Genomic DNA, 12,821 nt, shown 5'->3' with positions numbered 1-12,821 from the left:
TTGGTTCGGTGATATTTCTTCAATAAATAACCGATTAATCGATTGCGACTTTTACCACCACTTTACGGATTTTTTCTGCCTTGCCGGCCACAATACACAGTGGTTTATGCACTTCATGCGGATAGAAGATAACAAAGTCATTCGGTTGCAGTACAAATAGCGTCTCTTCATTTGGTGCTTTAACAAAGGCGATATCCCCGTTAACTAACCGGTCTTCGATCACCTCAGTATGGGGCGGAAGTGTTGATACTGCCATGCCTTCTTGACCGGATAACACAATTTGAATATCAATATATTTTGCATGATACTCGTATTGCCCGACTTCTTGCGTGCGTGATAGTGTTTCAGACACCATATAAAAAACATTATCCTCATCGATTACGTAGCGACCGTTATCGGTCTTATCATTCACCTGTTGTTGAACTGTCTCAATGGCTTGTCTTAGTTTTTCAGGTAAATAAGGCACTAAATCAAGATGTTCAATATTGCCAATAATCATAAAATCCTCCTTAAATACTGAATTATTGGTAAAAAAGTGAGCCAATAATTCAGATAAAATATATTCAATCCGATTGACTTATCGACCTAACCAACCACCGTCAACGGCCAAGGTAAATCCATTAATATAATCAGAAGCTGAAGATGATAAAAACACCGCTGCGCCGCCCAAATCTTGCGGATCGCCCCAGCGCCCGGCGGGGATACGTTCTAAGATTTGACGGTTACGGGTTTCATCATTCATTAATGCAGTATTCATTTCAGTGGCAATATAACCCGGTGCAATACAGTTAATGGTGATCCCTTTTGATGCCCACTCATTGGATAACGATTTAGAAAAGCCAGACACCGCCGACTTCGCTGCGGTATAAGCCGGGATAGTGAATCCCCCTTGAAAGGCAAGTAACGAGGCAATATTGACAATTTTACCGTAGCCTCGTTCTAACATATGCCGGCCAACTTGTTGGCACATAAAAAATACCGCATTCATATTGATATCAATCACAAGATCCCAATCCGCTTTAGGGAAGGTCGCAGCAGGGTGACGCCGTTGAATGCCGGCATTATTGATCAATATATCAATATGTTGATATTTTTCGATAATGGTTGAAATCAAGCTTTGGTACTGTTCAAAGTTTGCCAAATCAAAAATAAACGTTTCACACGATACTTGATAGCTTTTTATTTCTTGTTCAGTTTGTTCATCACGGCAAACATCAATAATAATAATATTTGCCCCGGCGTTGGCCAAACTAAGCGCTAACGATTTTCCAATACCACGAGAAGCACCGGTTACAATGGCATTTTTGCCTGTTAAATCAAAGGGATTTTTATTTTTCATCATCATATTCCTTAATAAATTTTGCGTAATTAATCACTAAATTTAAACAGTGTTTTAATCACATTTTCGCCCACTAATGCATTAGCAAAACCTGCTTTGGCTTGTTCCGGAGGCAATATAGTTAATAGTTTTTTATAGGGGAAACCTTTATTTATCAAGGCAATCGCTGTATCAAAATCTCTTGCCTGATAAACTCGAGTCCCGATAATATTCAGTTCTTTAAATTCGATATCGAGTAACTTAAATTCGGTCGGTTTTTTATAAGAGCCGACAATCTCGATAGTACCTTGCACTTTAACCAGATCGGTTAATTGCAAAGCAACTTGAGGATGTGCTGCGCAGTCATAAACAATGTCAGCACCAACATTATGGGTAAGGTTTAACACAGTTTTTAACACATCTTCTTGTTTGGGATTAATCACGGTAAAACCAAGCTCTTTGGCTAAATTAATGCGAAAATCATTCGTTTCAATGACAATCACTTGTTTAGCGCCAGCGTGTTGTAAAACGCTTGCCACACAAAGCCCAATAGTGCCAGCGCCAAACACCACAACCGAATCACCGATTTTAAATGGCGTTCTTGATACCGCATGAATACCGACCGCCAGTGGCTCGACAAATGCTCCTAAATCCATGGGCATATCATCGGGCAAGACATGCACTTTCTGGCGATCGACTTTGACATACTCAGCCATACCGCCAGCGGTATCAATGCCATAAAGTTTTAGTGTTTGGCAAACATGACTGTTTCCGGATTGACAAGGGCTACACTGACCGCAGGAGATCAGCGGACGGACGCAGACTTTGGTACCGGTCGGCAGCTGATCATCACCGTCAACAATGTAACCGGAAAACTCATGCCCCATAACTAATGGCGCTTTGGCTCTTGGATGAACACCTAAATAAATATTTAAATCCGATCCACAAATGCCGGCATGGCTCACTTTGATTAACACTTCATTGTTGTTCAAAACCGGCTTGTCAATTTGTTCACAAACCACTTCATTTGGGCTTTTATATATGATTGCTTTCATGTTTATATCCTTTCTGCGCTAAAATTTTATCGATTTAAACAATACAAAGGCTGCTCACCTTTCGCCAATCGAATCGCCTCTTGAGCGGCTTTGCGTTTTAGATCTTGCTGTGATTGCTCTGAATACCAGGCAGCGTGCGGGGTCGCGATAAAGTTATCGAGTGCAAATAGTGCCCTATCAGTCGGTGGCTCTTGCTCAAACACATCGAGCGCAGCGCCGGCAATAGTGTTTGTCACTAAAGCTTGATAAAGCGCTTGTTCATTGACAATGCCGCCTCGTGCAGTGTTAACGAGATAGCAATTTTTTTTCATCATCGAAAATTCTTGATGACTAATCAAGTTTTGGGTCTGTTTAACCAGTGGCAGATTGAGTGAAATAATATCCGATTGGCTTAACAGCGTCTGTAAGCTGACAATTTCAATAAAATCAGGCAGATCTTCTTGTTTTGCTAACGGATCAAAACCGATCACCTTCAAACCTATACCATGCAATTTTTTCGCTAACGATAAACCTATTCGACCTAAGCCAATAATACCGACGGTCTGTTCTTGTAAGCGGTAAATAGGTATCGCTTTTTCATAAGCCCAAATTGCATTTTTGGTGTCACTGGTGAGTAAAGGCAATTTTCTGGCTAAAGCCATAATCAGAGCTAAAGCATGATCAGCAACCTCATTGGTGCCATAATCCGGCACATTACAAACGGCAACATTATTTTTGGTTGCTGACTGTATATCAATGGTATTCACCCCTACGCCATAACGGACAACGCCTTTTAATTTTTTTAACGAACTTAAAACCTTATCTGAAATGGTGGCATATTGTAAAATCAGCGCATCAGCATCCTGACAATCTCGAACAATATCATCGGGTTGAGTAATGTTAAGTATCTCAAAATCGATTCCCTGCTCGGCAAAAATGGCTTTTTCCATCGCCATTGATTCATGATCACAATCTGTTATATAAATCTTCATTTGTTTACCTCAATTAAAACGGAATAGCATTCCGAAATAATATTAATTAAGAAATTTAAAGAATGATATTTCATTTATTAAATAATGTGATCGTCATCACAGAATATTTAAACGCTAACTTAATAAAAAGATTAATAAAATCCAGACTATATTTATGATTTTTATATGACTTTTACAGTCGAATTAGCTCGTTATCTCCTTTTATTTAATTGTCCGTAATCGGTTATTTTCTGTTGCCATTATTTTGCCTTACTGGATCGTTTTTAGAAAATCAATATGAAAATATTATTGATATTCATGTGCTTAATTTTTATTTGGTGATGTTTATCACAAAATGGCGAATCAAAATTGATTTTATTTTGGTTATTTTATATGTTCAAAAAAGGAATGATATTCCGAATATTTTATATTTGCTTTGGCTGTATGCCGGAAAAGACAAATTAATATATTTAAATCATATGGTTATTTTTCTTGAGGAATGGATGATGAAAATAAAAAAATTTATAGATCGCGTACCCGGTGGATTAATGCTGATCCCACTGTTTCTTGGTGCATTGTGTAATACCTTTTTTCCCGGCGGGGGCAAATATTTAGGATCATTTACCAATGGCTTAATCTCCGGAACGGTACCTATTTTGGCTGTTTGGTTTTTCTGTATGGGCGCATCAATAGAGTTGAAAGCGACCGGCATGATGTTAAGAAAATCCGGCGTTTTAGTGGTGACCAAAATTGCCACAGCCTGGGTCGTTGCGCTGATTGCCGGCACATTCTGGACCAATGGTTATATGGTAGAAGGGGGCATCTTTGCCGGTTTTTCAATTATTGCCTTAGTTGCTTCAATGGATATGACTAATGGCGGATTATATGCCGCACTGATGAATCAATATGGCACCAAAGAAGAAGCCGGTGCTTTTGTTCTTATGTCTCTCGAGTCAGGACCTTTAATGACAATGGTGATTTTAGGGACATCTGGCGTGGCTTCATTCGAGCCTAGACTATTTATCGGGGCGGTGTTGCCATTTTTAATTGGCTTTTTATTAGGCAATTTAGATTCCGATCTACGCAAATTATTTGGTAGTGCTGTGCAAACTCTCATTCCGTTTTTTGCCTTTGCGCTAGGTAATAGCATCAAACTACAAGTTATTTTTGAGACAGGCTTAGCCGGTATTTTATTAGGATTATTAGTGATAGTGATAACCGGCGTGCCGCTTATCTTAGCCGACAAATTCTTAGGTAAAGGTAATGGTACCGCCGGGGTGGCGGCCTCGAGTTCGGCCGGGGCTGCTGTTGCCACACCGTTATTAATTGCCGAAATGGTACCGGAATTTGCCCCGGTAGCATCCGCTGCTACCGCTATGGTTGCCACCAGTGTGATTGTGACATCGGTTGTTGTGCCAATTATTACTTCAATTTGGGCTAAAAAGTTTGGAATAAGCGAGAGTAAACAAACTATTGATACCGATTTGCTTACGTCAGCAAAAAATGAATAGAAAACAGAAAATCAATTGATAAAGGAGATCAAGAATGAACAAAATATTAACAATGGTATTATTGCTGGTGTTATCTGTCAGTCAAAGTTTTGCTGCAACACCTAATCAAACCACTGTCGAACAAACCGTTGAAAGCTTGCGCTTAGCTATGTTAAATGCCGATAAAGCACAGTTAGAACAGCTTGCTTCAACCAATTTAAGCTATGGTCATTCCAATGCAATGGTTGAAAACAAGGCCGAATTTGTCGATGCGATTGTCAGCGGCCGATCAGGATTTACCACCCTTGCTTTTCAAGATCAGTCTATCATCACTGACGGTGATACAGCGATTGTACGCCATACTTTTGTTGCCGACACCAATAATAGCGGCATAATCGGTAAGGTGAAAATTGGTGTGATGTTAGTGTTTAAAAACGCCGATGGCGAGTGGAAACTTCTAGCCCGTCAAGCTTATAAACTTCCACAGTAAAGCTTAACTGTCGGTTTTTTTATTTAATGCGTTGCTGATTGTGAATGATGAAAACAATCAGCAACGTAAATTTTTTTATACTTAAACGTGGGTGTTTTTGAAAGTTTTTGGCAGGGTTTTGTGTTTTTTGCTTAAACATCTATATTTTCTGAAACTTCTTGACAAGGTTTTTACTTTTATTAAAAGTTACATTTTTTTGATCCGCTAGTTTCGGACGCTGTTAATTGGTTGATATTTTCATTTCGGTATCTGCGTCCGAATTAGGGGGATTGGTGCGAAATCCCCCTAATAACCCCCTCGCAGCACCACCCAAAGCGGTCTTCGACTGCCCTCCGCCTTCGTTCGGTCTTAACGCACCGGCGCTGATTTGTTCCGGACAAAGCAGCGCCTCGCCAAACATCCCTGTTTGGCGTGCTAACCTCACTCAGTTGTCGGCGCTTTGTGAAGGTGCGATCTGGGGCATTTGTTTGTTTTTGTGGAAGGTAATGGTAAGCCGTTTAAAAATAGTAATGGAGTTTAAAATACACACTTTTTAAACCCTTTTTTTTTAGCTAAAAATAAAACCATTAAAAATCAATATATTGCAAAAGCGTTAGAAAAAAGGGTTTTTAAACCTAAAATTGCCCTTTGTGTTTTTATAAACGATGTTTATAGTATGTGAGATTCTACTTTAAAGCTGCATAAGCTGTTTAGAAATTTAAAACAAGGGCGCGATCATAATCAGATAACTTTAAAGCTGCATAAGCTGTTTAGAAAATGCCTGCAAATTATTAACATTGCAATTATTTCTTGAAAGCTGCATAAGCTGTTTAGAAATCTTTCTTAACAATTGTATTGTACAATACAATCTTTTCAGCTGCATAAGCCGTTTAGAAAAAAGCAGTATGTGTCTGTCGTAAGATAGAGCCTTTTATGGCTGCATAAGGGGTTTAGGATTTTTTTGAAATATCTTAAACTTTTGTTTTTATACTTAAACATGGGTATTTTCTAAAACTTCTTGTCAAGGTTTCGTGCACTTTTTTAGTTATTATGGAAGGTAGTAATATTGAATTTTAGATATTTTTGAAAATATCTTAACCTTTTGTTTTTATACTTAAACACGGGTGTTTTCTGAAAGTTTTTGTCAAAAATCATCTGTTTTTAAATTTGCTAACGGGATCTTATCTTAGGTTTTGTTAAGGATTGCGTTATAATGTCGCCAATTTTTTTGCAGTCTATAAAGATAATCGAGCAATGGCGTTAAAAATAACCAGTAAGTGTATTAATTGTGATATGTGCGAACCTGAGTGCCCGAATGAGGCGATCTCTATGGGGTTTGATACTTATGAGATCGACCCGAATAAATGCACGGAATGTGTTGGTTATTATGATCACTCTACATGCCAGCGTGTTTGTCCGATTCAAAATGCGATAATTGCTGATCCGGAGCATGAGGAGACGCATGATCAGCTTTTAGCAAAATTTGAGTTATTAAAGCGCTCTTCTTAGTTTATTGTTCAGATTTGACATCAATGCGAAGCGCTTTGGGAATTTCAAAGGTGATGTTTTCTAAAATGCCGTCGGTTTCAATTAACGATGTGCAGCCTAAACTTTTTAAATAATCGATAACCTGTTGCACTAATATATCCGGCGCTGAGGCACCCGCTGTTACGCCGATTCGGCGTGCATTGCTTATCCATTTTGGATCGATATCCGAGGCAAAATCAATTAAGTAGGCTTGTTTGCTGTTACGTCTGGCAAGCTCGGCTAATCGATTGGAATTGGATGAATTTTTAGATCCAACAACTAACACGATGTCTGCTTGTGATGACAGTTGTTTAACCGCTTGTTGTCGATTGGTTGTGGCATAACAGATGTCATTTTTGCGTGGGCTTCGGATATGGGGAAAGCGTGCTTTTAAGGCGGTAATGATTTCAGCGGTATCATCTACCGATAAAGTTGTTTGGGTGGTAAAACAAAGATTATCTTCGTTTTTGACCTGTAATTGTTGCACATCTTCGATAGATTCAACTAAATAAATACCCCCTTCGGGGTTACTGTATTGCCCCATAGTGCCGTCTACTTCGATGTGTCCGGCATGACCGATTAAGATAACCTCTTCGCCTCGATAGCTCGATCTGGCTACTTCCATATGAACTTTCGTTACAAGTGGACATGTGGCATCGAATATTCGAAGATGACGAGCTTTCGCCTCTTCTCGAACGGCTTTTGATACGCCATGTGCTGAAAAGATTAAAATGGTGTTGTCGGGGACTTCACTAATCTCTTCGATAAAAATTGCCCCGAGTTGTTTAAGGCGATTTACCACATAGCGATTATGCACCACTTCGTGGCGAACATAAACCGGTGCGCCAAACAGTTCAATCGCTCTTTCAACAATGGTGATAGCACGATCAACACCGGCACAAAAACCGCGAGGATTAGCTAAAATAATTTGCATTGTTATGGTGTCTTTTTCGGTTTTTTATAACTGCTGATAATAAACAATCCGATACCAATACAAATTGCGCAATCGGCAATATTAAACGTTGGGTAGTGCCAATTGCCAAAATTGACATCGAGAAAATCAACAACAAAGCCATGATATAGCCGATCAAATAAGTTACCTAATGCACCGCCTAAAATCATTGATAGAGAAAGGTTTTCTAATTTTTGCGAGCGATTATTGCGATAAAGCATATACACAATTACTGCACTGATAACTAAGGCAATAGCCGCCAGCATTACTCTTTGCCCTTCAAAAATACTAAAGGCAGCGCCAATGTTACGCACATAAGTGATCGAAAAGAAGGGTAAGAGATTGACTGTTTCAAATAGTTCAAATCTATCTAAAATATAAAATTTACTTGCAATATCGATGATGAAAACGACTATTGCCAATAACACCCAGTAAAGTCCGTTATCTTTTTTCATGTAGTTGGCTCATTATGATATTACCGCCGACATTAGTCGGCGGTGAAGGTATTAAATTGCTATCGCATTGACGATAGCTTAATGGTTTATCGTGAGTGATTTACGGTTAAGCAAAATGTCTTATTTCGCCATTTCCGTGAATGTTTTGCTCACAGCGTTTACATAAATGCGTTGTCGGTTCATTATCAACAGTATAATGCCAGCAACGTGGGCACTTATCGCCTTGTGCTTTCGCTAATTCAATTTTAAGACCGCTTATATCACTTTGTACTGCCTGTTGCGGTGCATTCTCAAGCGGTTTGACGCTTGCTTGTGAAGTGAGTAATACAAAGCGTAATTCATTTTCTAATTTCGCTAGTGCATTGGCGATATCCTTGTCAGCATAAAGCGTCACCGCCGCTTCAAGTGAACCGCCGATAACTTTATCGTTTCGTCCTTGTTCTAATACTTTATTCACTTCACTACGAATGGTGAGAATTTGTGCCCAATATTCACTATTTAACGCTTCACTCTCCGGTAAAGTAAAGAGTTGGTTGTACCATTCATCTTCAAATATAAACTCTGATTTTTCATTTGCCGGTAAGTATTGCCAAATTTCATCAGCGGTAAAGGATAATACCGGTGCAATCCAACGCACCATAGCTTGCGCAATATGATATAACGCCGTTTGACAACTATGGCGAGCAATACTATCGCTTTTAGCGGTGTATTGGCGATCTTTAATAATATCTAAATAGAATGATCCCATTTCAATTGAGCAAAATTGCATGATACGTTGTACCACTTTGTGGAAATCATAACTTTCATACGCTTGAATAATTTGTTCTTGCGCTTCTTTCGCCATGCTAACCGCCCAGCGATCAAGTATCACCATCTCTTCAGGTTTAACCATATTTTTAGCTGGATCAAAACCATTTAAGTTTGCCAGTAAGAAGCGAGCGGTGTTACGAATACGACGATAGCTGTCTGCTGCTCGTTTGATGATTTCATCTGAGTAGCTCATTTCACCCGAATAATCGGTTGAGGCGATCCATAAACGTAAAATATCGGCGCCAAGTTTATTCATTACCTCTTGTGGGGTGACGATATTGCCTAGAGACTTAGACATTTTACGCCCTTGACCGTCCACCACAAAACCATGAGTTAATACTTGTTTGTAAGGGGCTTTATTGTCAATTGCTGTTGATAGCATTAATGATGACATAAACCAACCACGGTGTTGATCTGAGCCTTCTAAATACATGTCGGCTTCGTGTCCTTCAAACTCCGGACGTACGCCTACAACTGAGAAGAAAGTTGATCCTGAATCAAACCATACATCTAGTGTGTCCGGTACTTTGCGGTAATCATCGGCATCCGGGCCTAAGAGATCTTTAATATCGGCATCCCACCATGCTTGAATACCGTTTTGTTCAACCAATTTAGCCACTTTTTCTACTAATTGTAGTGTATCGGGATGTAACTCTTCGGTTTCTTTGTGGACAAATAACGTCATAGGTACGCCCCATGTACGTTGACGAGAGATACACCAGTCCGGACGATTAGCGACCATTGTTTCAATTCGAGCTTGCCCCCAATCCGGGATCCAGCGCACTTGTTTGATCTCTTTTAGCGATTGCGCACGTAAACCTTGTTTGTCCATGCTGATAAACCATTGTGGTGTTGCACGGTAAATAACCGGTGTTTTATGGCGCCAGCAGCATGGGTAACTATGTTCGATATTTTCAAAGTGTAATAACGCATTGTGCTCTTTTAAGATCTCAACGACGACTTTATTGGCTTTAAACACAAAAAGACCATCTAAGCCTGCGCCGGTGCCCGGTAAATAACAGCCATTACCGCCAACCGGGTTAGCTACTTCAAGTCCATATTTTTGACCGACTAAAAAGTCTTCTGCACCATGACCGGGCGCTGTGTGCACTGCACCGGTACCGGCATCAACAGTTACATGTTCACCCAGTACAATCGGCTCATCAAAATCAAGGAAAGGGTGTTTAAAGCGTAATAGCTCAAGTGCATCACCTTTACAGCTGCCAAGGACTTTCCAGTCTGAAATTTCGGCACGCTTCATGACTGATTCGACCAGATCAGTGGCTAAAATTAAGCACTCTTTATCGTTTATTTGTACCAGTTGATACTCAAATTCAGCATTTAAGGCAATACCACGGCTAGCCGGTAATGTCCAAGGTGTGGTTGTCCAAATCACGGCATAAATGGTTAAATCGGTATTTACGCCAAATTTACTTGCAACTGTTTGGTTATCTACGGCTTTAAATTTTACATCGATTGCCGGTGAAGATTTATCATAATATTCAACTTCAGCTTCGGCCAATGAAGACATACAATCAGTACACCAGTAAACCGGTTTAGCCCCTTTGACTAAATGCCCATTTTGAATCACTCTACCTAATGCTCGAATAATATTCGCTTCGGTATCGAAATTCATTGTACGGTAAGGGTTTTGCCAATCACCAAGGACACCCATGCGGATAAAATCGGCTTTTTGTAGCTCAACTTGTGAAGCAGCATAATCACGACAAATTTGACGAAATTCAGCAGGCGTTACTTTTACCCCCGGTTTACCGACTTGTTCTTCAACTTTCTGCTCAATTGGCAAACCATGACAGTCCCATCCTGGAATATACGGGGAGTCATAGCCACTTAAGCCTTTTGATTTGATAATAATATCTTTAATTATTTTATTAACTGCATGACCGATATGAAGTTTGCCGTTGGCATAAGGCGGGCCGTCGTGCAAAATAAATGCTTTCTTGCCTTTTTTGACTTGACGAATTTTGCGATAAAGTTCTTTATCGTACCAATTTTGCAACATTGCCGGTTCACGTTTGGCAAGATCGCCTCGCATTGGGAAACCGGTTTCCGGTAAATTCAAGGTATTTTTATAATCTGTCATGCTGATTTATTCCAGTTAATTTTGTTGATACTACTTTCTTAATTGGTTAATTGTGCACTGATCTTTTTAGCAGTGCAAACATCTTGTGTAATTTGTTCTTTTAATTCAGTTAATGAGTTAAATTTTTTCTCATCACGCAATTTTTTAACGAAGGTGACGTCTAAATATTGTCCATAAAGATCACCTGAAAAGTCAAATAGATTCACTTCTAAAATGGCTTTTTTTCCTTCAATAGTTGGTCTTATCCCGATATTGGCAATGCCGTGATAAGATTGCTGGCTACAACTATTTTTGACCTTCACTAAATAGACACCTTGCAAGGCTGGTTTTTTGCGGTGTAAATGAATATTCGCTGTTGGAAACCCTAACTGCCTTGCTAACGCATTGCCATGTATCACTCGACCAGCAATGGCGTAATTTCGACCTAACAGGCAATGTGCCAATTGAAAATCGTTATTGAATAATGCTTTTCGAACTGCCGTACTGCTAACCCGTAAATGATCAAAGACAAAGGTCGGGATACTTTCTACCGCAAAGCCATAAGTTTGGGCATAGTGCTCAAGTAAGTTTATATCCCCTTTACGTTCATAGCCAAAGCGAAAATCATCACCAATAGCAATATATTTGGCTTGTAACTTATTTATCAACCAATCTTGGATAAAATCGTCAGCAGACATTTTGGCAAAAGTTTGGTTGAACGGTATCGCAATAATATAATCTATGCCGAGTTTTTCAATTAAAATCACTTTTTCTTGAAATGAGGTTAATCGGGAAGGGGCATTGTCCGGGCAAAAAAACTCTAACGGTTGTGGTTCAAATAACATCACAACAGTCGGTAGATTTAATCTCTTACCTTGGGTAATTAAATGGTTAATTAATTGCTGATGTCCTAAATGTACGCCGTCAAAATTGCCCAATGTCAGTACACACTGGGAAATTTGATTTTTTATATTAGCAATACCGCGAATGATCTTCATGAAAATGTGTTATTTAACTGTGTAATTTAACTCAAGTAGCCGAGAATTATACCAATCTTTCTTGAAGATGCACGTAATATAAAGCTGATTTTTGGTCGTTTTGTCTTTGAGTTTTGGCTTTTAATTGGTGTTAAATAATCAATCTGCATACAACTGGTTCAAAAATCCGCTCTATTTAAGTTGGCGTGAATATTGATTGTTACCAAAAAATCCGACAATAAGCCAGCTCTTTGGCTCGTTTTTTATATTCTTCTTGTTGCGCTGTAGGAATAAAAAAACGGTTTTTTTCTATCTCTTCGCACTCTTTTACATCACGTTTAATATGCTCTGCTTCTTCTTTTGATATTCGAAAGAAAAAGGTACTAAATATACCGATTTTTGAATCGTCATCATCATCCATCGTGACTTTATTTTCTAAATCAAACATTCTTTTGGAAGGATAAGCCAGCCCGTCGAATAAGTCTTGTGCTTTAGTGAGTTTTCGCATCGCAATGGTTTGCTCATTACCATAAACGTAGTTTTCGTTGATAAAGTAATTGTCGCCTTGTTTACTTATTTCAACAATATTGGCGATCGATGCCGTATGTTTATAATCCGGGCCACCTTCAACCCAAAAACCGATAAATTTATCTTCATTATTCCGTTGCGGTTCAGAACATGCTGTAATCAAAAATACCGTAAAAATGAGTGATAAATATTTCATTGAATATCCTT

At 39.2% G+C, this 12,821-nt stretch carries 13 protein-coding genes; 3 read left to right on the top strand and 10 right to left on the bottom strand.

Going from position 1 to position 12,821, the window contains the following annotated elements:
• Positions 1 to 34: 34 nt before the first annotated feature.
• From J3U74_RS09565 to J3U74_RS09550, 4 genes are all read right to left on the bottom strand, one after another.
• Positions 35 to 499 (bottom strand): YhcH/YjgK/YiaL family protein, encoded by a 465-nt coding sequence (locus J3U74_RS09565; protein ID WP_267337992.1) that lies wholly within the window; start codon positions 497 to 499, stop codon positions 35 to 37.
• 78 nt (positions 500 to 577) lie between these two features.
• Complete coding sequence (locus tag J3U74_RS09560) at positions 578 to 1,339, bottom strand: SDR family oxidoreductase (protein ID WP_220218529.1); 762 nt, start codon at positions 1,337 to 1,339, stop codon at positions 578 to 580.
• A 29-nt stretch (positions 1,340 to 1,368) separates the two neighbouring features.
• Positions 1,369 to 2,373 (bottom strand): zinc-dependent alcohol dehydrogenase, encoded by a 1,005-nt coding sequence (locus tag J3U74_RS09555; RefSeq protein WP_267337993.1) that lies wholly within the window; start codon positions 2,371 to 2,373, stop codon positions 1,369 to 1,371.
• Positions 2,374 to 2,399: 26 nt separating this feature from the next.
• Entirely contained in the window at positions 2,400 to 3,344 is a 945-nt protein-coding gene (locus J3U74_RS09550; RefSeq protein WP_267337994.1) for a C-terminal binding protein, read from the bottom strand.
• A gap of 485 nt (positions 3,345 to 3,829) precedes the next feature.
• Between J3U74_RS09550 and kdgT the strand changes: the two genes are divergently transcribed.
• Together kdgT and J3U74_RS09540 are read left to right on the top strand one after the other, a co-directional pair.
• The gene (gene kdgT / locus J3U74_RS09545) at positions 3,830 to 4,834 is read left to right on the top strand and encodes a 2-keto-3-deoxygluconate transporter (RefSeq protein WP_267336545.1); all 1,005 of its coding nucleotides are present in this window, start codon (positions 3,830 to 3,832) and stop codon (positions 4,832 to 4,834) included.
• A gap of 34 nt (positions 4,835 to 4,868) precedes the next feature.
• On the top strand, positions 4,869 to 5,303 hold the full coding sequence (locus J3U74_RS09540) for a nuclear transport factor 2 family protein (RefSeq protein ID WP_267337995.1): 435 nt from the start codon (positions 4,869 to 4,871) through the stop codon (positions 5,301 to 5,303).
• 220 nt (positions 5,304 to 5,523) lie between these two features.
• Here the strand turns inward: J3U74_RS09540 and J3U74_RS09535 are convergent, their stop codons facing one another.
• Positions 5,524 to 5,703 (bottom strand): hypothetical protein, encoded by a 180-nt coding sequence (locus tag J3U74_RS09535; RefSeq protein WP_267396007.1) that lies wholly within the window; start codon positions 5,701 to 5,703, stop codon positions 5,524 to 5,526.
• Between the two features lie 833 nt (positions 5,704 to 6,536).
• Here J3U74_RS09535 and J3U74_RS09530 point away from each other — a divergent pair.
• Positions 6,537 to 6,791, top strand: coding sequence for a YfhL family 4Fe-4S dicluster ferredoxin (locus J3U74_RS09530; protein ID WP_220218536.1), 255 nt, complete (start codon positions 6,537 to 6,539; stop codon positions 6,789 to 6,791).
• A 1-nt stretch (position 6,792) separates the two neighbouring features.
• Here J3U74_RS09530 and ispH read toward each other — a convergent pair whose 3' ends face one another.
• From ispH to J3U74_RS09505, 5 genes are all read right to left on the bottom strand, one after another.
• Positions 6,793 to 7,743 (bottom strand): 4-hydroxy-3-methylbut-2-enyl diphosphate reductase, encoded by a 951-nt coding sequence (ispH, locus tag J3U74_RS09525; protein ID WP_267337997.1) that lies wholly within the window; start codon positions 7,741 to 7,743, stop codon positions 6,793 to 6,795.
• A gap of 2 nt (positions 7,744 to 7,745) precedes the next feature.
• Positions 7,746 to 8,216, bottom strand: a complete 471-nt coding sequence (gene lspA / locus J3U74_RS09520; RefSeq protein WP_267337998.1) for a signal peptidase II — start codon at positions 8,214 to 8,216, stop codon at positions 7,746 to 7,748.
• 106 nt (positions 8,217 to 8,322) lie between these two features.
• Positions 8,323 to 11,130, bottom strand: a complete 2,808-nt coding sequence (gene ileS, locus J3U74_RS09515) for an isoleucine--tRNA ligase (protein ID WP_267337999.1) — start codon at positions 11,128 to 11,130, stop codon at positions 8,323 to 8,325.
• A 38-nt stretch (positions 11,131 to 11,168) separates the two neighbouring features.
• On the bottom strand, positions 11,169 to 12,107 hold the full coding sequence (ribF, locus tag J3U74_RS09510; RefSeq protein WP_267336496.1) for a bifunctional riboflavin kinase/FAD synthetase: 939 nt from the start codon (positions 12,105 to 12,107) through the stop codon (positions 11,169 to 11,171).
• Positions 12,108 to 12,306: 199 nt separating this feature from the next.
• The gene (locus J3U74_RS09505) at positions 12,307 to 12,810 is read right to left on the bottom strand and encodes a hypothetical protein (protein ID WP_267338000.1); all 504 of its coding nucleotides are present in this window, start codon (positions 12,808 to 12,810) and stop codon (positions 12,307 to 12,309) included.
• Positions 12,811 to 12,821 lie beyond the last annotated feature (11 nt).

Origin of the sequence: Gilliamella sp. B3892, assembly GCF_026536305.1 — a bacterium.
GTDB lineage: Bacteria > Pseudomonadota > Gammaproteobacteria > Enterobacterales > Orbaceae > Gilliamella.
This window is presented reverse-complemented; position numbering and strand designations above follow the sequence as displayed.